The 22,288-nt window shown below is 32.3% G+C and carries 21 protein-coding genes; 15 read left to right on the top strand and 6 right to left on the bottom strand.

All coding sequences use genetic code 11. The features are described from left to right. Positions 1-89: 89 nt before the first annotated feature. The 8 genes from FDY99_RS21680 to FDY99_RS21645 all read left to right on the top strand — a co-directional run bounded on the left by FDY99_RS21680 (position 90) and on the right by FDY99_RS21645 (position 6,392). A complete protein-coding gene (locus FDY99_RS21680; RefSeq protein WP_139423690.1) occupies positions 90-758 on the top strand; it encodes an ABC transporter ATP-binding protein in 669 nt (222 codons plus the stop codon). Positions 759-768: 10 nt separating this feature from the next. Then, positions 769-1,341, top strand: a complete 573-nt coding sequence (locus FDY99_RS21675; RefSeq protein ID WP_139423689.1) for a murein L,D-transpeptidase catalytic domain-containing protein — start codon at positions 769-771, stop codon at positions 1,339-1,341. 125 nt (positions 1,342-1,466) lie between these two features. Further along, positions 1,467-2,144, top strand: coding sequence for a RadC family protein (gene radC / locus FDY99_RS21670; protein WP_139423688.1), 678 nt, complete (start codon positions 1,467-1,469; stop codon positions 2,142-2,144). After that, complete coding sequence (locus tag FDY99_RS21665; RefSeq protein WP_139423687.1) at positions 2,141-3,049, top strand: hypothetical protein; 909 nt, start codon at positions 2,141-2,143, stop codon at positions 3,047-3,049. The genes radC and FDY99_RS21665 overlap by 4 nt, the downstream gene beginning before the upstream one ends. A gap of 72 nt (positions 3,050-3,121) precedes the next feature. Further along, positions 3,122-4,054, top strand: a complete 933-nt coding sequence (locus FDY99_RS21660; RefSeq protein WP_139423686.1) for a phytanoyl-CoA dioxygenase family protein — start codon at positions 3,122-3,124, stop codon at positions 4,052-4,054. Positions 4,055-4,057: 3 nt separating this feature from the next. Then, positions 4,058-5,212 carry a glycosyltransferase family 39 protein gene (locus tag FDY99_RS21655; RefSeq protein ID WP_139423685.1) on the top strand — a complete coding sequence of 385 codons (1,155 nt, stop codon included), beginning with the start codon at positions 4,058-4,060 and terminating at the stop codon, positions 5,210-5,212. A 35-nt stretch (positions 5,213-5,247) separates the two neighbouring features. Continuing rightward, complete coding sequence (locus FDY99_RS21650) at positions 5,248-5,760, top strand: DUF7935 family protein (RefSeq protein WP_074228560.1); 513 nt, start codon at positions 5,248-5,250, stop codon at positions 5,758-5,760. Positions 5,761-5,780: 20 nt separating this feature from the next. Beyond that, a complete protein-coding gene (locus FDY99_RS21645; protein WP_074228562.1) occupies positions 5,781-6,392 on the top strand; it encodes an inorganic pyrophosphatase in 612 nt (203 codons plus the stop codon). A 97-nt stretch (positions 6,393-6,489) separates the two neighbouring features. On the opposite strand, the gene FDY99_RS21640 is transcribed toward FDY99_RS21645, so the two are convergent. Next, positions 6,490-8,196: an amidohydrolase gene (locus FDY99_RS21640; RefSeq protein WP_139423684.1), complete on the bottom strand. Its 1,707-nt coding sequence runs from the start codon at positions 8,194-8,196 to the stop codon at positions 6,490-6,492. A 134-nt stretch (positions 8,197-8,330) separates the two neighbouring features. On the opposite strand from FDY99_RS21640, the gene FDY99_RS21635 reads away from it, so the two are divergent. Next, positions 8,331-11,066, top strand: a complete 2,736-nt coding sequence (locus FDY99_RS21635) for a sodium-translocating pyrophosphatase (RefSeq protein WP_139423683.1) — start codon at positions 8,331-8,333, stop codon at positions 11,064-11,066. A gap of 95 nt (positions 11,067-11,161) precedes the next feature. Here the strand turns inward: FDY99_RS21635 and FDY99_RS21630 are convergent, their stop codons facing one another. Further along, positions 11,162-12,028: a hypothetical protein gene (locus FDY99_RS21630; RefSeq protein ID WP_139423682.1), complete on the bottom strand. Its 867-nt coding sequence runs from the start codon at positions 12,026-12,028 to the stop codon at positions 11,162-11,164. Between the two features lie 111 nt (positions 12,029-12,139). Further along, positions 12,140-13,279: an aminotransferase class I/II-fold pyridoxal phosphate-dependent enzyme gene (locus FDY99_RS21625; RefSeq protein ID WP_139423681.1), complete on the bottom strand. Its 1,140-nt coding sequence runs from the start codon at positions 13,277-13,279 to the stop codon at positions 12,140-12,142. An 82-nt stretch (positions 13,280-13,361) separates the two neighbouring features. Between FDY99_RS21625 and FDY99_RS21620 the strand changes: the two genes are divergently transcribed. The 5 genes from FDY99_RS21620 (at position 13,362) to FDY99_RS21600 (ending at position 16,455) form a co-directional block, all read left to right on the top strand. Continuing rightward, positions 13,362-14,417, top strand: a complete 1,056-nt coding sequence (locus FDY99_RS21620; protein WP_139423680.1) for a M28 family metallopeptidase — start codon at positions 13,362-13,364, stop codon at positions 14,415-14,417. 24 nt (positions 14,418-14,441) lie between these two features. Beyond that, on the top strand, positions 14,442-14,888 hold the full coding sequence (locus FDY99_RS21615) for a GNAT family N-acetyltransferase (protein ID WP_139423679.1): 447 nt from the start codon (positions 14,442-14,444) through the stop codon (positions 14,886-14,888). Further along, positions 14,885-15,253, top strand: a complete 369-nt coding sequence (locus FDY99_RS21610; protein ID WP_139423678.1) for a VOC family protein — start codon at positions 14,885-14,887, stop codon at positions 15,251-15,253. The genes FDY99_RS21615 and FDY99_RS21610 overlap by 4 nt, the downstream gene beginning before the upstream one ends. A 3-nt stretch (positions 15,254-15,256) precedes the next feature. Continuing rightward, positions 15,257-15,781 (top strand): endonuclease V, encoded by a 525-nt coding sequence (locus tag FDY99_RS21605; protein WP_139423677.1) that lies wholly within the window; start codon positions 15,257-15,259, stop codon positions 15,779-15,781. A gap of 215 nt (positions 15,782-15,996) precedes the next feature. After that, positions 15,997-16,455, top strand: a complete 459-nt coding sequence (locus tag FDY99_RS21600) for a hypothetical protein (RefSeq protein WP_139423676.1) — start codon at positions 15,997-15,999, stop codon at positions 16,453-16,455. Positions 16,456-16,716: 261 nt separating this feature from the next. On the opposite strand, the gene FDY99_RS21595 is transcribed toward FDY99_RS21600, so the two are convergent. Genes FDY99_RS21595 through uvrA form a run of 3 tightly spaced genes read right to left on the bottom strand, consistent with a single transcriptional unit; the run spans position 16,717 to position 20,070 of the window. Further along, positions 16,717-16,953, bottom strand: a complete 237-nt coding sequence (locus FDY99_RS21595; RefSeq protein WP_139423675.1) for a hypothetical protein — start codon at positions 16,951-16,953, stop codon at positions 16,717-16,719. Further along, positions 16,950-17,276: a hypothetical protein gene (locus FDY99_RS21590; protein WP_139423674.1), complete on the bottom strand. Its 327-nt coding sequence runs from the start codon at positions 17,274-17,276 to the stop codon at positions 16,950-16,952. The genes FDY99_RS21595 and FDY99_RS21590 overlap by 4 nt, the downstream gene beginning before the upstream one ends. A 7-nt stretch (positions 17,277-17,283) precedes the next feature. Next, positions 17,284-20,070 (bottom strand): excinuclease ABC subunit UvrA, encoded by a 2,787-nt coding sequence (uvrA, locus tag FDY99_RS21585; RefSeq protein WP_139423673.1) that lies wholly within the window; start codon positions 20,068-20,070, stop codon positions 17,284-17,286. Between the two features lie 397 nt (positions 20,071-20,467). Between uvrA and FDY99_RS21580 the strand changes: the two genes are divergently transcribed. After that, positions 20,468-22,279 (top strand): TonB-dependent receptor plug domain-containing protein, encoded by a 1,812-nt coding sequence (locus tag FDY99_RS21580; RefSeq protein ID WP_139423672.1) that lies wholly within the window; start codon positions 20,468-20,470, stop codon positions 22,277-22,279. Positions 22,280-22,288 lie beyond the last annotated feature (9 nt).

Here is a 22,288-nt window from a genome sequence, read left to right as displayed (position 1 = left end):
ACAAAATGAATATTTTACAAGTCAAATTTTCATCTTAAAAGCAACAGTCAAAACTTCAAAACAAAAGAAAAAATCACTATTTTTGAAGCATGATTAAAGCGAGTAATATCCATAAATCTTATGGAAGTCTGGAAGTATTGAAAGGAGTTGATATTCAGATCAAAACTGGAGAAGTTGTCTCTATTGTTGGAGAATCCGGTGCCGGAAAATCTACATTGTTACAGATTTTGGGAACTTTAGACACCCCTTCAAATCCTACAAAATACAATACTGAAATCATGCTGAATGATGAATCGTTTATCAATATGACCGATAAGCAGATCTCAAAATTCAGAAACCAGAATATTGGTTTTGTTTTTCAGTTTCACCAATTACTTCCTGAGTTTACAGCTTTAGAAAATGTTCTGTTGCCTACCAAAATTGCAGGAACCAGCGAGAAAGAGGCTTTAGATAAAGCGTATCAACTATTTGAGGATTTAAAAATAGTTGAAAGAATTCATCATAAACCCAATCAATTATCGGGTGGCGAAGCGCAAAGAGTTGCCGTTGCGAGAGCATTGATCAATTCTCCAAAGATTATTTATGCAGATGAACCGACAGGAAATTTAGACTCAAAAAACGCAGATGATCTTCACCGATTATTTTTTGATTTGAGAGATAAATACAACCAGACTTTTGTGATTGTAACCCACAACCCACAACTGGCTGAAATTACAGACCGTAAACTGGTGATGAAAGACGGATTGATTATTGAGTAATATTTTAAATATGAAATCTTTACTATTTGCATTCTTATTTTTAATTTCCTGTAACTCTTCAAAAGCTCAGGAAAGTATAGATATTTTGCCTAAAGAAAAGATTTTAGAGCTTAAAAATTATATTAAAAATAAAGATTACAATCAAAACTTGGCTATTTTTATTAATTTTAAAATTCATTCAGGGAAGTACCGTTATTTTGTTTATGATTTGAAGAACGACAAAATAATACAGAAAGCAGTTGTTTCTAACGGTTCAGGATCTGTAATTAAAAATTCAAATCAACTTAAATTTTCTAATATTGAAGGCTCTTATCAATCTTCATTAGGAAAATATGAAATTAAAGAGAGTTATTCCGGTCAATTCGGAAAAGCATATCGTTTAAAAGGTTTAGATTCCACCAACAGCAATGCCATGCAACGTGCGATTGTATTACATTCTTTTGGATGTGTTCCGGATCAGGAATCTCAAAATTTAGCTTGTTTAAGTTTGGGTTGCCCGATGCTATCAACAAAAGCCTTTAAAGAAACCGCAAAACATGTAGACCAATCGAAAAAGAGTATTATTTTGTATGCTTTTTATTAATTTGGTTGATGGTTTTTAGTTGATTGTTGTTAGATTGATATTCGGTATAATAAAAAAATGTAGTAATAAATGTTTTTAATAACTAATAACTAATAACTAAATCCCATAACCTAAACCCTAAAATCATGTCTATAAAATTTTTGGCAGAAGATGACAGACCCAGAGAAAAGTTTTTACTGAAAGGTAAAAATTCACTATCTGATTCTGAACTTTTGGCAATCATTATGGGCAGCGGAAACAGAGACGAAACAGCTGTAGAATTAGGCCGAAAAATTCTGGCATCGGTTGATAATAATTGGCATCAGCTAAGTTTATTAACGGTTAAAGATTTAATGAAATTTAAAGGAGTAGGTGAAGTAAAAGCGATTTCAATTGCAACAGCTTTGGAAATCGGGAGAAGAAGAGCCAATCAGGAAATCCCTGAAAAACCTTTGATTTCGAGCAGTAAAGATGCTTACAATATTTTGAAACTGCATTTATCGGATCTACGAACTGAAGAATTTTGGGCACTTTTTCTCAACCAAAGCAATAAAGTAATTCATATCGCTCAGTTGACGCAAGGTGGAATTAATCAGTCGATTGTAGACATCAGAGTACTCTTTAAAACTGCATTAGAACATTTTTCGACAGGAATTATTATTTCGCACAATCATCCGTCAGGAAATTTAAAACCCAGTACAGAAGATATCAGTATAACCAAACAAGTGAAAGAAGCTGGAAATGTGATGAACATTCAGCTTTTGGATCATTTAATTATTACTCAAAACGCATATACCAGTTTTGCAGACGAAGGATTATTATGATTAAAAGATTAAAATACCATGAAATTGATTTTGAAAAATATGCTCAATGCCTGGAAAATTCCGCACAGCGAAAATATTCTGCTACAAAACAGTTTTTAGATATTTCATCAGATAAAAAATGGGAATTATTGGTTTACAAGGATTACGAAGCGGTGATGCCTGTTCCATATGTGTTCAAATCAAAAATTAAAATCGTTCATAATCCCATGCTTTGCCAGCAATTGGGTATTTTTTCAAGAGAGGATAATGTAGAAATTAACGAACAATTTTTAAGCTTTTTAGAGAAAAATTATCTCATCAGAATTTATACTTTTAATGAATTTAATCATTTTAAAACTCCCTTAAATTCTAAGAAAAATTTTCTCATTCTTCCTGATAACTACGAAACGGTTTACTCTAAATATTCTCCTAAAAGAAAAAGAAAACTTAGACTTGATGAAGAAGTTGTAAAAAACTCAGAGATTAAAAATATCAGTTTTTCTCAGGCAGAAAGCTTTATTAAAGAAAATTTTTTGGGAGCCAATAAAGAAGAAGATGTAGATTCTTTCATTTCGATATTTAAAAATATGTTTGAGGCAAACTGTTTGAATTTTTCAGCTTTTTATCTCAACCAAAGAATTATCAATATTATCGTCACTTATTTTGATGATTTTACAGTGGCACTTTTAGGAACGTTTAATGATAAAGAATCGGTTAAAGTATCGGGGTCTTCTGTTCTAATAGACAGATGTATAGGAGGAAATATCTCAACCAGAATCTTTGATTTTGAAGGGAGTGAATTGCCGAATGTAGAAGAATTTTTCAGAGGTTTCAGACCCGAACTTCGTCCTTATCATCTGATCGAATATTCTAAAAAAGATATCGTTAAAAAATTGTTGAGCTTGAAATTTATCATGAAACTTTAATTTAATCACGTTCTTTAGATTAGTTCTATATATTATTCTTAAATTTATAAAAGTATTTACAAACTGCTCACAATGCTAAAGAAGATTCGCAATTATAAGTTGCCTTACATGATTTATAATTTTTTCAACAAAAAAAAATTACAGCATAATATTCCGCTTTATAAAAAATACGGTCTTGATAAAAGCTATTTTTCGAGTATCTCAAGCAAAGACTTTGCGCATTTACCTGAAAATGAAAGAAAATTTGATGAGCAAAAACTTTTCAATACCGAATTTTATAAAAATCTTTCCGAAGAAAATAAAACAAGCGCCAAAGGTTTTAATGATAACGGTTTTTTGGTTCTGAGAAATTATCTTAAACCTGAAACTGCCGATCAGATCAACGATGAAATTGAAAAACTGATGAAAGATGGAACCATTAAATTCCGTTATGGCGGTAAATTAATGTTCGTTATTCATCATTCTGAAATCATAAAAAATATCGGAAATGATAAAAACTTACTCGAATTTTTATCTGTTTTAATCGATGGTGATGCAAAATTGTTCCAGAGCATCAATTTCATCAACGGAAGTCAGCAAAAAACACATTCAGACAGCATTCACATGACGACTTATCCTTTGGGCGGACTTTTAGGAGTTTGGATTGCCTTGGAGGATGTGGACGAAACGAATGGCGCTTTACAATACATTCCGGGAAGTCATAAGCTTCCGTATTTCTTAAATTCTGACTACGACAATGAAGGAACAACTTTTAAAATAGGCAAAAAAAGTTATGTAGCTTACGAAGAATTTCTTGAAAATAAAGTGAAAGAATTAGGTTTAAAAAAAGAAATTTTCAGAGCAAAAAAAGGAGATCTTTTGATTTGGCATGCCAATATTCTTCACGGTGGAGAACCGCATTTAGATAAAACAAAAACAAGAAAAAGCTTAGTTTATCATTATTTTGACGAAAAAAGCGTATGTTATCATGAGGTTACGCAAAGACCTGCATTATTTGAGCTGTAAAAAATGCTGAAGAAAAACTATCTTATTTTGAAGGTTTTACTTTCGGTTTATTTATGTTTTATGTCGTATTATCTTTATACGCATCAATATTATAATGTTGATATTGAAGCTTATATGGGGTTGCTTTATAAAGCTGAATATCCTGAAATGAAGATTGAAGAAATCCACCAAAAAGTGTTTGCTGAGTTGGATGAAAAAAGACCCGGAATGTTTGAGTCTGATCTTTTGCATGAAGAAACCGCAAAAGGTGAAAATACTTATTACAAAATCATCTCAGAAAATCCAAAAATTTTTGAAGAAGAATTACAGTTGTTTTCGGTAAAACCATTTTATAATTTTGTTAATTTATTATTTTTTAAAGCTGGTTTTGCAGCATCGACTTCTACATTTTTGATTTCGATACTATCTTATGCTTTAATACTATATTTTATCTTTTTATTTTTAAGCAAAACATTGAAAAACCATCAGTTAGCATTTCTGTTAACTATATTATTATCGCTTTTCAAAACTCTTTTAGAATCGAGTAGACATGCTTCACCGGATAGCTTATCTTGCTTGCTTTTGCTTTTAAGTTTTTATGCTTTCATTATTAAACGAAACTTTCTTATTGCAACAGTTTTTGCAATGCTTTGCATTTTAACCAGACCGGAATACTTTATATTTTATGCTTTCTTTTATATTTTAATTTTTATCCAGAGAAAAAAATTGGAGATTAAAAACCATGAACTTGCTGTTTCTTTTGTTTACTTATTTCTTTCATTTGCTGTAGTGCAGTATTTTAATCAGATTTCCTGGTCTACATTATTTATGAATCAGTTTACGAAAGTTCAGCTATATCCGATTTCAAACCCCGATCCGTTTAATTTTCAGGATTATTTACACTTTATTAAATCTAAAATATTGTTTGAATTTAATTCATCATATTTCTTATTACTGTTGATTTTTATTATAATAATTGTTTACAATAAATTTTCTTTTCACAGGAAAAACTATCTGCCATACCTGTTTTTTGGGTTTATTTATCTATCTATTTTTCTTAGATTTTTAATTTTTCCTACCATGGTCAACAGAATGATGATTGGTTATTATCTAATAATCATACTGGGTTTAGTTTACATTCAGAGTTCAAAAGAAGATTTATTTAAAAAACTTTCCTAAGAGCCAATTTATTAGTAATTTTGCTACCTCAAATTATGACAGATTTTTCAGACTATTTACCCTATGCAGCTGCATTAGTTATTGCAATTCCGTTTTTGGTTTTGCTGAGACAATTTGTGTATTCGTACATCAATTTAAAAAATCAGGAAATAAAATTACTTTCTGTAAAGTCGAATTCTGAAAACAAAACGCATTCTTATGAAAGAATGACTCTTTTTTTGGAAAGAATAAAACCTGCAAATCTTATTCTTAAGTTTGATAAAGAGCTTGCCGCTCATGAATTTGTATTTCTTACCGAGAAAACCATCAACGAAGAATTTGATTATAATGCTTCACAGCAGCTTTATTTAACAAAAAATTCATGGCAGAATATCGTAGATTCTAAAAATGCAATCATAGATTTGTTGCACAAAACCTATGAAAGTCTTAATAACAACCCGAATCTTAATGAGTATAAAACCGTTTTCATCATGAATTACATGAATGATAATGATTATATTGGAGAAACGATAGAAGATTTGAGGAGAGAAATTTTAATAATAGCTTAATTAAATAATAAATATAAATAATGATTCCAAATTTTAAAGCACATCCGTGGCATGGGATTTCTGCAGGAGAAGATGCGCCAAACGTGGTAAACGTATTCGTGGAAATAGTACCTTCAGACACAATTAAATACGAAATAGATAAAGAAACTGGTTACCTTAAAGTAGACAGACCTCAGAAGTTTTCTAACATTATTCCTGCATTATACGGTTTTGTTCCTAGAACTTACTGTAATGAGGAAGTAATGAAATTGGCAGTAGAAAGTGGCGCAACTGACGTTACAATGGGAGATCACGATCCTTTGGATATCTGTGTATTAAGCTCTCACAACATTCATTCTGGAGGACTTTTGATGGAAGCTATTCCAATCGGTGGTTTCAAAATGATTGACGGAGGTGAAGCTGATGACAAAATTGTTGCTGTAATGGTAAGCGATCACGCATTCGGTCATTTCAGAGATATTTCAGAATTACCTGAAGCTGAAGTAAAAAGATTGATGCACTATTTCTTAACGTACAAAAACTTACCGGATGAGCCTGCAAAATGTAGAATTCAGGAGGTTTACGGAGCAGAGCATGCAAGAAAAGTAATCATAGCTTCACAAAATGATTATTCAAGCAAATACGGAGGATAAAATTCTCTTTGTTTAACATATAAAAGGGTAAATGAAACTGTTCATTTACCCTTTTTTGTTTTTTAATCTGAATATTAAAATAGATTTCCGAAATCAATTACTTTCTAATATAAACCGGAATATCTTCTTTAATAGTTTCTAAAACTTTAATACTTCTAATTTTTTCTGGATCTATCGTTAAAGGATTCTGATCAAGTATTACAAAATCAGCTAATTTTCCTTCTTTAATAGAGCCTTTTCTATTTTCTTCCTGTAATTGATAAGCAGCATTAATCGTAATAGCTTTCAAGGCTTCAATTGTTGTAATTCTTTCATTTGATCCTAAAATTCTTCCGGAACGGGTTTTTCTGTTAACTGCAGCATAAACCGCAGTGATAAGATCTGGTGGAGTAACAGGAGCATCATGATGAATAGTAAAAATAATTCCCGCTTTTAATGCAGAGTTTGCTGGGCTAATAAAAGAAGCTCTTCCAGGACCAAAAACACTTGAATAATGCCAATCTCCCCACAAATAAGTATGAGTAGAAAAATAAGACGGAATAACCCCCAATTCTTTTATTTTTTGAATGTGATCTGGTCGGCTGTTTTGCACATGAATTAATGTTGCTCGCAATTCCGGAGTATAAATATTTTCATCTTTTAGTTTTTTGATGACACGGATTGTCTGGTCTATCGCTGCATCGCCATTTACGTGAAGTTGAGCGGTAATATGATTTTGAAATAAGGTTTTTAGGTCTTCATATAAAGTTTCATCTGTAAATATTGGGAAACCTTTGTAGTCTTTCGACTGTCCTTCAGGTGGAACAAGATAAGGCTGTGTAAGCCAAGCTGTTTTACCTTGAGGAGAACCATCGTCAGAAAATTTAAATCCTCCAAGTTTTAAATGATTTTTATATTTCATGTATTTAGGTTTAAAAACATCTAAATCTTTTTTAAAATATTCATAATCCGGAAAATAAACGACATCAGCTTTAAACAAGCCTTCAGTAGCAGCTTGCTCCAAAAGATCTACACTTCCTCCCATCGTTCTTCCGTCACAAATGGTAGTTTGCCCATAACTTAGCCATTCTTCTTGAGCTTTCATCAGATTATTCATAGCCTGAGCTTTAGAATCACCGGTTTTCATTTTTTCGGTAATAGTAAGTAATGCCTTAAAACTTGCATTTTCTTCTAGCTTTCCGTTGAGTTTTCCATTCTTATCTCTTCCTAAATATCCGCCTTCAGGATCTTTTGAAGAATCTGAGAGGTTGAGCAACTTTAGCATCGCAGAATTAGCAACACTTGCATGACCGGAAGTATGAATGACAATAATCGGGTTGGTCGTGCTGATTGCATTAAGCTCATCCTTTGTTGGATGTCTATGTTCTGTCATGATGGCATCATCGTATCCATTACCTATAACAGGTTGGTTATCCGAAATTTTATTTTTTATAATAGAATTTCTAATAGTATTTTGTAAATCTTTGATAGAGGTAACCGTACCGTATGGTTCAGGAAATAGATCTATCGCTTGTATCAATCCAGCTCTTGAAGTGAAATGACCATGAACATCTATAAAACCTGGTAGCAAAGTTTTACCATTCAGATCAATCATTTTTGTTTTGCTATTAACATGATGATCAGCTTCAGCTTTAGATCCCGCAAAAAATATCTTTCCATTTTTTACGACAACAGCTTCTACCTGAGGAGAAGAATCTTCCATCGTCAAAATTGTTCCACCAAAATAAAGCGATTCTGCTGATTTTTGGGTTTGACAACTGCTGATGAATAATGCTGAAATAGATAGGTAAAGTAAAATTTTCATGGTAAAATAGTTTGGATGGTGTTGACTAAATTTACAAAAAAATAGAATAATCAGGCTTGTTTTTACAAAGTATTTATAAAAATCATTATATTTATAAAGATAATCACGAACTTTTAATATAAAAATAATAAACTATGGACTTATTTGTTTTAGTACCCATTTTTGGTGTTATTGCCCTGATCTATACTTTTATTCAAAGTAATTGGGTAAGTAAGCAGAATGCTGGAAATGAAAAAATGAAAGTAATCAGCGGACATATCGCTGACGGTGCGATGGCTTTTCTAAAGGCCGAGTACAAGATCATGATGTATTTCGTAATTATTGTTGCCATTTTATTAGCCGTAATGGGAATGACCAATTCCAATTCACACTGGACTATTGGAATTGCCTTTGTAATCGGAGCTATATTGTCTGCTTTGGCAGGTTTTATTGGAATGAAAATCGCTACAAAAGCCAACGTAAGAACCGCAGAAGCCGCAAGAACTTCTTTATCTAAAGCATTGAAAGTATCTTTCACCGGAGGTTCCGTAATGGGAATGGGAGTTGCCGGATTAGCTGTTTTAGGTTTAGGAGCGCTTTATTTAATTATCAAACAGATTTTTGCTCCTGATGCTGCCGTAAATTCTCACGAAATGGAAAGAACCATAGAAATTCTTACAGGATTTTCTTTAGGTGCAGAATCTATTGCATTATTTGCCAGAGTAGGAGGTGGAATTTATACTAAAGCTGCCGATGTTGGAGCAGATTTAGTAGGAAAAGTAGAAGCGGGAATTCCCGAAGACGATCCCCGAAATCCGGCTACAATTGCTGATAATGTAGGTGATAACGTAGGTGATGTTGCAGGGATGGGAGCCGATTTATTTGGTTCGTATGTAGCAACCGTTTTAGCAACAATGGTTTTGGGAAGAGAGACGATTTCAAATGATTCTTTTGGAGGTTTTGCTCCGATTTTATTACCGATGCTTATTGCAGGAACAGGAATTATTTTTTCAATGATTGGTACTTTATTCGTTAAAATTAATGATAACGAAGGTTCATCAACATCCAATGTGCAAAATGCTTTAAACTTAGGGAACTGGGGAAGCATAGTCATCACCGCAATAGCTTCTTATTTTTTAGTAACTTATCTTTTACCTGAAAAAATGGTTTTAAGAGGTCATGAGTTTACTAAAATGGGAGTTTTTGGAGCCATCATAGTTGGCTTGGTTGTGGGAACTTTAATGAGCATCATCACAGAATTTTATACTGCGATGGGAAAAAGACCGGTTTCAAGTATTGTAAGACAGTCTTCTACTGGTCACGCAACCAATATTATTGGCGGGCTTTCCGTAGGAATGGAATCTACACTTTTACCAATTCTTGTTTTAGCAGGCGGAATTTACGGATCTTATTTATGCGCAGGATTATACGGTGTCGCAATTGCAGCAGCCGGAATGATGGCAACTACAGCAATGCAGTTGGCAATCGATGCTTTCGGACCTATTGCTGATAACGCAGGCGGAATCGCCGAAATGAGTGAATTACCAAAAGAAGTTCGTGAAAAAACAGATATTTTAGATGCAGTAGGAAATACAACCGCTGCAACCGGAAAAGGATTTGCAATTGCTTCTGCAGCATTAACGGCATTAGCTTTATTTGCTGCATTTGTGGGTATTGCAGGAATTGATGGTATCGATATTTACAGAGCTGATGTTTTAGCCGGATTATTTGTCGGTGGAATGATTCCGTTTATATTTTCATCTTTGGCTATTACCGCAGTTGGACAGGCTGCAATGGCGATGGTGGAAGAAGTGAGAAGACAGTTTAGAGAAATTCCCGGAATTCTTGAAGGAACAGCCGAACCGGAATATCAAAAATGTGTAGCGATTTCTACCGATGCTTCCATCAAAAAAATGATGCTTCCTGGTGCAATTGCAATTGTATCACCATTATTGATCGGCTTTATTTTCGGACCTGAAGTTTTGGGTGGTTTTCTTGCCGGAGCAACTGTTTGTGGTGTTTTAATGGGGATTTTTCAGAATAATGCAGGGGGAGCTTGGGATAATGCCAAAAAATCTTTTGAAAAAGGAGTTGATATCAACGGACAAACGTATTATAAAGGCTCAGAACCTCATAAAGCTTCTATAACAGGAGATACTGTGGGAGATCCATTTAAAGATACTTCAGGGCCATCGATGAATATTTTGATTAAACTAATGTCTATTGTTTCTTTGGTCATTGCACCTACTTTAGCAATCTTACATAAAGATAAAATTGAAGCCAACAGAAAAGCGAAAATTGAAAGCTTAATAGGAAAAACAGCAATTCACTCAGAGAACCAGTCAATCGATGGAAAAGACGTTGCTGTTGGAACTTTAGAAGTAGTTGGCCAAATTAATGAAAACGGAGACTTTGTCTACAATACAGGAACTATTCAGGAAGTAAAACTGAAAAGTGGTAAAACAATTTCTTTGGGTAATCAAAGCCAATTGTACTTTTTACAAGAAGATGTAAGTAAGAAAGATCAAACGGTTTTAGATCCGAATAACTGGTATACTATTGAGAACATGTATTTTGAAACTGGTTTAAGTGATTTAAAAACTGGTTCAGAAGCTCAACTTTCTAATTTAGCAGAAATTATGAATGCTTATCCCGATTTAAAAATCAAATTGGGCGGTTATACAGATAATGTAGGAAATGAAGAAAGTAATCTGAAACTTTCAAACCTTAGAGCTCAAACTGCAAAATTAAAATTATTGGAATTGGGAATTGCTACAGATAGAATAGAAGCAGAAGGATATGGTTCTCAACATCCCATTTGCCCTACAAACGACACCGAAGAATGTCAGGCAAAAAATCGTAGAATAGACCTAAGAGTTACAGCTCTTTAATTCAAATTAAACTAAACTGAGCACCGCAAAATGCGGTGCTTTTTTATTCTTTAGAAATAAAATATTCAAGCTTTAAAGAAAAAACTCTAATTAAATCATTTCAAGTTTTTTAATGTTTCTTTCAGGATAAAAAGATTAATTTTTATTGGGTTTTTTGATATTTCTTCTGGAATACTTGCAACATTATTGAAGCTTTTTTTAAGCATATCATACGCAATAGAGGCATCTTCTTCATCATAAAACAACTCATTCCAGTTTTCGTTTTTATAATGATTTTTTAATGCAATTCCATTTCCATAGAATTTAAAAGGCAAAGGCTCTAAATAAAGGGTCATCGCTACTTTATCTTCAAATTCATGATATTCTAAAAAAGCAATTGAAAACTCCAAGGCATTTTCAATTTTAGATTTTATTTTTTCTTTTGTTTGTTTACTCTTACTTTTTATACGCCATTTATTTAATTCATTAGTCGTAAAGTTGTATTTCGAACGGCTCACATCATTATAATCTTCTTTTTTATATTTAAATTCCATTCCCTTTACTTGCTTTTGTTCAGGAAAATTCAGTTTCATATTTCTCTCATTACTAGAAATTATTTTGGCTGAAAATTCCGGGATGTTCTTATGATTTTGAGTTTCAAAATAAATTATTGAGTCTTTTACCGACCATGTTCCGAAATAAACTTCTGTATTATTATCATTTTCATTAAGTGAATCTTTAGGAATACTCAATGTATTTATAGGACTCGATTGTCCGTGATCTACGAGCAAAAAAGAATTATCACCAGAAAGAGTTATATACGACTTGTATGATGAATAATCATCTTCTTTATACTTATCCGCTTCATTATTTGCATGACTGTAAGTAAATTTCCATGTTCCAATCAAAGGATTCTTTTTGGCACATGAATAAAATAATATGATGATACATAAATACATCAAAATTTTTTTTGAGATCTTCATTGAAGTTTTTTATTAAGTTTTATTTTTTTATGCATCTGTCAAATTCATTTAAACTAATTATAAACGAATTTGAAAATGTCAATTTTGGTAATTATAAGGTTTTGATAACATTTATAATACTTTCTTCAAATGCTCCAAAGCCTGAATAATCACTTCATCTTTTTTAGCAAAACTGAATCTGATGTAATCTGAATCTGTTTTAGAATTATAAAATGCAGAAAGCGGCAAACAAGAAACTTTTTTTTCTACAGTCAGCCATTTCGAAAACTCTACATCGGTCATGGTTTTCGTAATATTTCTGAAATTTATGATCTGAAAAAAACCACCTTGGGATATCTCTTCAACAATCAAAGGGGTAGATTGTATTAATTCATTAAAAATATTACGCTTATTCTCCATGATTTTCTGATTTTCTGCAGGATCAAAAACGTCAAGATATTTTGCAATTGCGTATTGACAAGGCGAATTGGAGCTATACGAAATGTATTGCTGATGATTTCTGAAATTTTCAAGCAAACTTTCTGAAGCTAAAATATAACTTACTTTCCAGCCTGTTGCGTGGAACATTTTACCAAAAGAAAAAATACAGAATGTTTTTTTTCTTAATTCAGGATGCAAAAATGAACTGTAATGTTCTGCATTATCATAATGGTAAATATCATAAACTTCTTCAGAAATAAGATAAATTTCCTGATGTTTTATAAGCTCGTATAGTTGATCCCAATCTTCTTTATTCCACGTTTTTCCGGTCGGATTTTGGGGTGAATTGACAATAATAGCTTTTGTTTTTACAGAAATACATTGCTTTAACTTTTCCCAGTCAATTTTAAAATCTTTTTCCAAATTGTAGTACACAGGAACACCGCCATTCATAACAATTGAAGGAGCATATGTATAATAAGAAGGTTGAATGACAATCACTTCATCGCCGTTATTTAAAATTGACTTTAAGGAAGTGTACAGTCCAAATGTAGAACACGGTACAATATTAACTTCTTCGTATTTTAATTGTAAGCTGTTTTTTCTGTTAAAATTAAAACGAATAATATTCTCGATCAATAAAGAATTTCCTGAAAGAGATTCGTAGCTGTGACTGATCATATCGGCAGATTCTTTAAGAAAATACCTAAGGCGAGGATCAATTTCAAAATCGGGAAGGCCTAATGATAAATCATAACTTTTATGCCTGGAAGAAAGCTCCGACATGTCTGTAAAAAATTTATAATCATTAAATCCGTAATTTTTTTCCATAGTGTTTATCAAATATATAAAAAAAATGTTTGCAGTAAGCAGATGAATTATTTTTGTTATTTTTAAACAAATATTTTTTACCATGAAGAAATTACTTCTCCCTATATTTTCAGCAATACTTCTTACAAGCTGTGGAAGTTCAGCAATTTCAACACAAAATCAGAATTCAGATCAACATTTAAATTCAAATAATTTAAAAAGTGAAAAAGCTTTTAATAAAGCGTATCAAAGAATTAAACTAAAAGATTTAAAGAAAAATCTATACGTCATTGCATCTGATGAAATGGAAGGAAGAGATACGGGAAGTCCCGGTCAGAAAAAAGCAGGCGAGTACATCATCAATTTTTATAAAGATTTAGGAATTTCGTTTCCCAAAAATTTAACTTTCTATTATCAAAAAGTTCCGTCTTCTTATATGAATAAAAGAGGTGGTGGAAATTTACCGGATTCCGAAAATATTTTGGCTTTTATTGAAGGGAGCGAAAAACCTGAAGAAATTATTGTGATTTCGGCACATTACGATCACGTAGGAACAAAAAACGGAGTGGTTTATAACGGAGCCGATGATGATGGAAGCGGAACGGTTGCGGTAATGCAGATTGCCAAAGCTTTTCAAAGTGCTAAAAAAGCGGGAAATGGTCCCAAAAGATCAATCTTATTTCTACATGTAACTGGAGAAGAACATGGACTTTTCGGATCGTCTTATTATTCGGATAATCCTGTTTTTCCTTTAGAAAACACAGTGGCAGATTTAAATATTGACATGATCGGAAGAGATGATATTGCAAACAGAGGAAAAAATTATGTGTATGTGATTGGTTCTGAAATGTTGAGTTCAGAACTGAAAATTATTAATGAAGCAGCCAACAAAAAGACCAACAATCTGGAACTGAACTATAAATATGATGACCCGAAAGATCCAGACAGATTGTATTACCGTTCTGATCATTATAATTTTGCGAAGCACGGTATTCCTGTAGCATTTTTCTTTGATGGAATTCATGAAGATTATCACAAACCAACAGATGATGTTGAGAAAATTGATTTTCCTTTGCTGCAAAAAAGAACACAACTGGTTTTTACGACAGCTTGGGAACTGGCCAATCGTGAAGCAAGAATTGTGGTAGATAAGAAATAATATTTCGTTTTTTAAAATTCAAATATGATTATTCGTGAAGCTAGAGTAGAAGATATACCTCAAATTCAGGTGGTAAGAAATTCTGTTAAGGAAAATACTTTGTCAAATCCTGATCTTGTGACTGATAAAGACTGTGAAGAGTTTATTAAAGAAAGAGGAAAAGGCTGGGTTTGCGAAATCGACGGAAAAATTACAGGTTTTTCGATTGTAGATTTAAAAGATAATAATATTTGGGCACTGTTTGTTGATCCCGATTTTGAAAAGAAAGGAATTGGCAAGAAACTGCACGATATTATGCTGGATTGGTACTTTGCTAAAACAAAAGATAACGTCTGGCTTGGAACTTCTCCAAATACACGAGCAGAACTTTTTTACCGAAAATCTGGCTGGAACGAAATAGGAATTCACGGTAAAAATGAAATTAAGTTTGAAATGACTTTTGAGAACTGGACAAACAACAAAACAATATGAATCAAAAAATAAAATCGATAAGACCTTTTATCGGTTCAAAAGACTTTGCCGAAAGCAGAGCATTTTACAGGGATTTAGGGTTTGAAGAAGTTGAGATCGATCCCAAATTTTCAGTGTTTAAAAAAGGGGATTTTGCCTTTTATTTGCAAGATTATTATGCCAAAGAATGGATTGAAAACACCATGATTTTCCTTGAAATAGAAAATGTAGATCTCTATTGGGAAGAGCTTGTGTCTTTAAATTTAAAAGAAAAATATAATACAATCCGATTAGTTCCCACAAAGACTGAAGTTTGGGGAAAAGAGTGTTTTCTTCTTGATCCGGCAGGAGTTTTGTGGCATTTCGGAGAATTTTTTATTTCTTAAAAGATGATTTACGCATTCGATACTTTTTATTACGAAGACTTTGCAAAAACAGTCTGCATTGCCTTTGAAAACTTGAGTTCTGAAATGGAAAGCTTTATCTATTCAGAAAATACAGAAATCAGTTCTGATTATGAAAGTGGAGCTTTTTACAAAAGAGAATTGCCCTGTATTTTGAGTTTGCTAACAAAAATCGATTTAAAAGAAGGCGATCTTATTATTGTTGACGGTTATGTCACATTAGATAATTCAGGAAAAATAGGATTAGGTGGTTATCTTTACGAATCTTTAAACAAGAAATATCCTGTAATCGGTATTGCTAAAAATGGATTTGCAAGTGAAGACGATCTGAGAAAAACGGTTTTTCGAGGTGAAAGTAAAACACCTTTATTCCTTACTGCGATTGGATTCGATGTTGAAGAAGCTAAAACCAATGTAGAAAATATGCACGGCCTATATAGAATGCCGACATTATTGAAAAAGCTTGACCAACTAACAAGAGAGAAAGATGAACTAAATGTGAGAAACTGACAAAAGTCAGTTGAATATTATTTATATTTAGTCTAAATAAATATAAATTTGCTTCAGAATTAAAAATGATTCTAAAAACATCAAATAGTTCATATCCATATTAATTTTTCATTTTTCAAGAACCGATAAGCATTGCCTGTCGGTTTTTATTTTATCAATCATTTTTGATTTACTGATTTAAATCTCTACATTTGATTGTCTTTAAACACATAGACATGAAAAAAATTATAACTCTACTTGCGATAACAAGTTCGTTGTTTGCATTATCACAAAAAAATTACACAAAAATCAGCAGTTCTAAAATCAGTACTGAAAGAATAAATGTGAGTGAAAATTTCATCAAAGAATATTACAAAAAATGTGAAAATAAAGATTATTCTCAGTTCATAAATTTTATTTTAGACAAAAGGTTAGAGCGAAAACTTTTTGGTGATTATGAAAAGAAGTGCGAAGAAGTAAATCAATCAGGAAAAATCAATTACATCAAGTTTAATTCAGCTTATATAAAAGATTACACGAAAAATAGTGATCCAATAGAATTAATTGTTTTCGATGCCGATTTTGAAAAATCTAAAGATTTGAAATATATCAATGTATGGATTTATCGTGATCAAAACGTCATCAATGGAATCTGGATTTCTAAGGAGAAAGCTTTTGTAAAATCTAAAGACTAAAAGAATCCGCTCTTTAGAAGCGGATTCAGTAGATAAATACATCTCATTTTTTAATTAGACAACAACAAAAAAGCACAGCCGACGATGCTGTGCTTAAATTTTTATTTCAAATTTAATTGCGATTTCGAAGTCGAAAAAGGCAAGAAAAAGATTCATGTCATTTTTATTACATAGTAAATGTAGGAATATTTTTAATACGAAATATAAATTTAATGTTAAAATTCACAAGTTATCCACAATTTTTTGTGGATAAGTCAGGAATTATTTTGCTTTACTTAAAGCACTTATTTCAAAAGGGGCAATTTTTCTTACTGTATAGGAATGATAACATAAGCTATCAACATCTTGTAAAAGCTTGGAGATATTATAATTTTTAATGGTATCATTTTCAAAAGCAAAAGATAAATGTCGCAAATTTTGTCGACCATCTTTCATTTTTTCTACTGCAGCTTTCGCTTTTAAAAGATTGTAAATTTCACTGTATTTTATAATTTTCAAACTGTTGAAGATAAAACTCTTTTTGCCGGTTTTAAATTTTCTAATCCAGTTCCGCATATTAAACTGAAAAGCTGTTCATTATAATAATAAACTGAGTTATCTTTCAAAAAGATAAAATTTACAGCTCCTTTTGGATAATCGTAAAATTTAATTTCTTTAATTATAGCTAAATCAGGATTTTTCAGTTTCGCTTCCTGAAAATGTTTTTCAATATCATCGTTAAATTTAGAAACAATAAAATCTCTCTTTTCAATATGTTTTGAATCATCCTTTTTACAAGAACTGATGAATAAAATTATTAATGTTGAAAAGAGAAATTTCATGATATTATTACAATTTCTCAGCAATATACTTCGCCGTATGCGATTTCTTATTCTTTGCCAGATCTTCCGGAGTTCCTGCAAAAACAACTTCTCCACCGTATTTTCCGGCTTCAGGACCAATATCGATGATATGATCAGCGCATTTCATAATATCCGGTTGATGCTCAATAACAATCACAGAATGGCCGAGATCAATCAAAGCCTGTAAAGATTTTAATAATTTTTGAATATCATGGAAATGTAATCCGGTAGAAGGTTCATCAAAAACAAATAACGTTTTATCGGTTGTAACGCCTTTTACTAGAAACGAAGCCAATTTCACACGTTGCGCTTCACCACCTGAAAGGGTAGAAGAGCTCTGTCCGAGCTGTAAATATCCCAAACCAACATCCTGAAGCGGAGTCAGTTTTGTAACGATTTTATCTTCTTTATTTTCTCTGAAAAATTCTAATGCTTCATCCACCGTCATGTGAAGAATATCCGAAATGTTTTTTTCGTCAAATTTTACTTCCAGAACTTCATTTTTAAAACGGGTTCCTTTACATGCTTCACATTCAAGCTCGATATCTGCCATAAACTGCATCGAAACACTGATTACGCCTTCACCTTTACATTCATCACATCTTCCGCCATCAACGTTGAATGAAAAATGTTTTGGCTTGTACCCCATCATTTTAGCACTTTTCTGCTTAGAAAACAGATCACGAATATCATCATACGCTTTCAGATAGGTTACAGGATTTGAACGCGATGATTTTCCGATAGGGTTTTGATCAATCAATTCAATATGCTTAATCAGTTTTTTTGGAAATTCTACAGAATCGTAATCGCCTTTTTTTCCGCCCATTCCCAATTGAATCTGAATGTCGTTCGTCAGAATTTCTTTCATCAAAGTAGACTTTCCACTTCCCGAAACTCCCGAAATAACTACTAAACTTTCCAAAGGAATATCTACATCAATGTTTTTCAGATTATTGGATCTTGCTCCTTTAATATGAATAAATTCTTTTGCTTTTCTTCGCTTTTCAGGAACTTTTATTTCAAGTCTTCCTGTAAGATATTTTGAAGTCAGTGTATCGGCATCTTTCAATTCCTTATAATCGCCTGCAAAAACCAACTCACCACCTAAATATCCAGCTTCAGGGCCAATATCAATAATATAATCTGCCGCTTTCATCACATCTTCATCATGCTCCACAACGATTACCGTATTTCCAATATCACGAAGATTTTTTAAAACTTCAATTAAATTTTCGGTGTCTCTGGAATGTAAACCAATCGAAGGTTCATCTAAAATATAAATAGATCCAACCAAAGAACTTCCCAAACTTGTAGCAAGGTTAATTCTCTGACTTTCACCACCAGAAAGCGTATTTGAAGTTCTGTTGATTGTTAAATAACCTAAACCAACTTTCAGTAAAAATTCTAAACGGGTTGTGATTTCGTACAATAATCTTTTAGCAACTTCCTTATCATGTTCTGAAAGATTTAAAGATTGGATCAATGGTAAAAGTTCATCCAAAGGAAGCTCAATCATCGACTGAATATTGTTTCCATCGATTTTCACCCAGCTTGTTTCTTCACGCAAACGTAAACCTTCACAAGTCGGACAAAGCGTTTTACCACGGTAACGCGATAACATAACACGATACTGGATTTTATATAAATTTTCTTCAAGCATTTTGAAGAAATTATTCAAAGAAGGGAAAGTGCTTTTACCATCACCTTTCCAAAGATAATTTTTCTGCTCTTTAGTTAATTGATGATAAGGCTTATGAATAGGGAAGTCTTTCGCTTTTTTAATAAAATCTTTTTTCCATTCGCTCATTGTTTCCCCTTTCCAGGAAGCAACAGCATCTTCAAAAATCGATAAAGCTTTGTTTGGAATAACAAGATCTTCATCAATTCCGATTACTTTTCCATAACCTTCACAAGTTGGGCAAGCTCCAAAAGGATTATTAAAACTAAAAAAATGAACATTAGGCTCAAGAAATTCTATTCCGTCGAGCTCAAATTTATTTGAAAAGTTTTTTACAGTTCCGGTTTCTGTATTTTTTAAAGAACAATAGCCGTGACCTTCATAAAAAGCCATCTGAATAGAATCTGCCAATCGCTGAAGGAAACTTTCATCTTCTTCATATGAAAAACGGTCGATCACTAAATTGATTTCCATACCTTTTTCGGGAGTGAAACCAAAACTTTCCAGATCTTCAATTCCGGCAAGATTTCCGTTGACTTCTAACCTTGTGAAACCGGCCAGTTTTAAAACATTTAAAGTATCTGTAAAGCTTTCAACATCAAAATTTAACGGCGCTGTCAGTAAAAACGGAACATTATTTTCTGAATTCTTAATAAAATCTATCACATCGGTTACCGAATCTTTTTTCACTTCTTCACCTGAAACCGGAGAAAAAGTTTTACCGATTCTCGCAAAAAGAAGCTTCATATAATCATAAATTTCTGTAGAAGTTCCCACAGTAGATCTTGGATTTGAAGAAATTACTTTCTGCTGAATAGCAATTGAAGGAGCCAAACCTTTGATGTCATCAACTTTTGGTTTTTCTAATTTACCTAAAAACTGACGTGCATAAGAACTCAGGCTTTCTACATATCGCCTCTGTCCTTCAGCATAAATTGTATCAAAAGCCAATGAAGATTTTCCGCTTCCGGAAACCCCAGTAATGACAATCAGTTTATTTTTCGGGATTAAAACATCAATGTGTTTCAGGTTGTTAAGATGTGCATTTTTAACGAAAACCTGTTTTTTAATATTTATTTCTGTTGTTGAAGCCATAGTAAAATTAAGACTAACAAAAATACGAATTTTTGCCGGATTTTCTTAAAAGAATTAATTCTTCAATTTTTATTAATTTGAATAAGAATATTTTAAATCACTATAAATCAATCTATAATATTTTATATAATAAATTAACATAAAAACCTTTTATTTTTTTAACAATATCTCTTGTTTTGTAAATATTTTTCTTGTAAAATTGCACCAACCAAATAGTAAAAAAAATGAGAGCACTTTTCAGACATTTTATTACACATTTAATGAAAAAAAGATAAAAAAGGTTTCTAAGCCCATGAAAGATGCATTTACATGCATCTTTTTTTATGATATCTATCATTTTTTGGTTTTGTTAAAGACTCTTAATTTTGAGAACTTCAAAAATAAATCAACAAGTATTATGAACAAGAAGTTCGGAACTGTATTTTTTCTTGCTACGTTTTGTGCACTCGATGCACAGGTAAAAACTTCGGAAATCGATTCTGTTGAAATTCAGGGGAAATTTATTGCAACTACCTATAAAAATGCCAATCAGAATATTTCTGTAATTACAAGGGACGAAATTCTAAATTCTCCGGCTGCAAGTATTGATGAAATTCTTCAGCAGATTCCCGGAATGGACATCAGAAGGAGAGGAGCAAATGGAGTGCAGAGTGATGTTGGTTTCCGTGGAAGTAATTTTGAACAGGTTTTAATTCTAATCAATGGAATCAGGATGAATGACTCACAAACGGGTCACAATTCTTTAAACGTTCCTGTTGATTTGGATAATGTTGAAAGAATAGAAGTTATAAAAGGACCATCAGCAAGAAGATTCGGGCAAAATGCTTACGCAGGAGCCATCAATATTATTACCAAAACTCACGTTGGGAAAAATGTAAAAATCAGCGCCAATGCAGGTGATTATGAAACGTATGGTTTCGGATTTAATGCAAATCTTGGGAACGAAAAATTTTCAAATTCTTTACAGGCTAATTCAAATTCTTCGCAAGGTTACAGACATAATACCGATTTTGAAATCAGAAATGTATTCTATCAAAATCAATTAAAAATAAAAAATGGTGACATCAGATTACAGGCTGGTTTTTCTGAAAAGAAATTCGGAGCCAACGGATTTTATTCTTCGCCACAAGCAACTGAGCAATATGAAGAACTGCAGGCTTCCATTTTAAGTATTGCCCATCAGCAAACTTTCGGAAAACTGAAACTTAATTCTAATGTTTACTGGAGAAGAGGACAGGATATGTATCTGTTTAACAGAGAAAAACCTGAAATCTACAGAAACATGCACATCGGAAATAATGTGGGCGGAGAAGTGAATTCAAGCTACCAATCAAGTTTGGGAACTACAGGTTTGGGTGTAGAATTAAGAAAAGAATTCTTGGCAAGTAATAATCTGGGCGACAGAGAACGTTTCGTAACACAGGTTTTCTTTGAGCATCATTTTTCTTTTTTTGATAAGAAATTAAATATCAGTCCGGGAGCTTCCTGGGCAAATTATTCTACTAACGGTAATTTCTTTTACCCTGGTTTAGACGTTGGTTACACATTCTATCAGAATAATAAAGTTTTTGGAAGTATTTCAAAAGTTCACAGAGTTCCTACTTTTACAGACTTGTTTTATATAAGCAAAACAGAACAGGGAAATCCTAATCTTTTACCTGAAAATGCTGTTTATGCAGAAATTGGATATCAATATCAAAACAAAGGCATTTTAGCAAAATTCAGCGGTTTCTACAGAGATTCTAATAATTCTATTGATTGGATCAAAAATTCTCTGCAAGACCCGGTTTGGTACTCAAGAAATATCGGAAACAAAGAAATAAAAGGGATTGAAGTAGAAATCGATCATAAAGTTTTTGATTGGATGAAATATACTTTGGGTTACACCTATATCGATAATAAGCTGAAAGATTTAAACGACCTAAACTCACGTTATGCATTAGATAATCTGAAACATCAGTTTGTAGCAAAGCTTCAGACAAAGTTTCTGAAATACTTCACCAACGAATTGGTTTACAGATATAACGACAGGATGAATTTAGGCAGTTATCATTTGCTGGATGAAAAGCTAAGCTTTAATAAAAAAGACTTTTCTGTATATGCATTAATCAATAACGTGACTGATTCAGAATACACTGAAACTTTTGGTGTACCGATGCCTCAAAGGTGGTTTCACATTGGTTTTTCTTACAATATTAATATTAAGTAAACTTAATAT

This window comes from Chryseobacterium mulctrae (assembly GCF_006175945.1).
Taxonomy (GTDB): domain Bacteria; phylum Bacteroidota; class Bacteroidia; order Flavobacteriales; family Weeksellaceae; genus Chryseobacterium; species Chryseobacterium mulctrae.
The sequence above is the reverse complement of the archived record's forward strand: the minus strand, read 5'-3'. Positions and strand labels throughout refer to the sequence as shown.

Bases quoted from the DNA above. Each gene is read 5' to 3' on its own strand.
- FDY99_RS21600 (WP_139423676.1), top strand. From the start codon at position 15,997: ATGAAAAAAATTATAACTCTACTTGCGATAACAAGTTCGTTGTTTGCA.
- FDY99_RS21605 (WP_139423677.1), top strand. From the start codon at position 15,257: ATGATTTACGCATTCGATACTTTTTATTACGAAGACTTTGCAAAAACA.
- FDY99_RS21610 (WP_139423678.1), top strand. From the start codon at position 14,885: ATGAATCAAAAAATAAAATCGATAAGACCTTTTATCGGTTCAAAAGAC.
- radC (WP_139423688.1), top strand. From the start codon at position 1,467: ATGTCTATAAAATTTTTGGCAGAAGATGACAGACCCAGAGAAAAGTTT.
- FDY99_RS21655 (WP_139423685.1), top strand. From the start codon at position 4,058: ATGCTGAAGAAAAACTATCTTATTTTGAAGGTTTTACTTTCGGTTTAT.
- FDY99_RS21590 (WP_139423674.1), bottom strand. From the start codon at position 17,276: ATGAAATTTCTCTTTTCAACATTAATAATTTTATTCATCAGTTCTTGT.
- FDY99_RS21665 (WP_139423687.1), top strand. From the start codon at position 2,141: ATGATTAAAAGATTAAAATACCATGAAATTGATTTTGAAAAATATGCT.
- FDY99_RS21675 (WP_139423689.1), top strand. From the start codon at position 769: ATGAAATCTTTACTATTTGCATTCTTATTTTTAATTTCCTGTAACTCT.
- FDY99_RS21620 (WP_139423680.1), top strand. From the start codon at position 13,362: ATGAAGAAATTACTTCTCCCTATATTTTCAGCAATACTTCTTACAAGC.
- FDY99_RS21680 (WP_139423690.1), top strand. From the start codon at position 90: ATGATTAAAGCGAGTAATATCCATAAATCTTATGGAAGTCTGGAAGTA.
- uvrA (WP_139423673.1), bottom strand. From the start codon at position 20,070: ATGGCTTCAACAACAGAAATAAATATTAAAAAACAGGTTTTCGTTAAA.
- FDY99_RS21640 (WP_139423684.1), bottom strand. From the start codon at position 8,196: ATGAAAATTTTACTTTACCTATCTATTTCAGCATTATTCATCAGCAGT.
- FDY99_RS21650 (WP_074228560.1), top strand. From the start codon at position 5,248: ATGACAGATTTTTCAGACTATTTACCCTATGCAGCTGCATTAGTTATT.
- FDY99_RS21630 (WP_139423682.1), bottom strand. From the start codon at position 12,028: ATGAAGATCTCAAAAAAAATTTTGATGTATTTATGTATCATCATATTA.
- FDY99_RS21615 (WP_139423679.1), top strand. From the start codon at position 14,442: ATGATTATTCGTGAAGCTAGAGTAGAAGATATACCTCAAATTCAGGTG.
- FDY99_RS21660 (WP_139423686.1), top strand. From the start codon at position 3,122: ATGCTAAAGAAGATTCGCAATTATAAGTTGCCTTACATGATTTATAAT.
- FDY99_RS21645 (WP_074228562.1), top strand. From the start codon at position 5,781: ATGATTCCAAATTTTAAAGCACATCCGTGGCATGGGATTTCTGCAGGA.
- FDY99_RS21635 (WP_139423683.1), top strand. From the start codon at position 8,331: ATGGACTTATTTGTTTTAGTACCCATTTTTGGTGTTATTGCCCTGATC.
- FDY99_RS21580 (WP_139423672.1), top strand. From the start codon at position 20,468: ATGAACAAGAAGTTCGGAACTGTATTTTTTCTTGCTACGTTTTGTGCA.
- FDY99_RS21625 (WP_139423681.1), bottom strand. From the start codon at position 13,279: ATGGAAAAAAATTACGGATTTAATGATTATAAATTTTTTACAGACATG.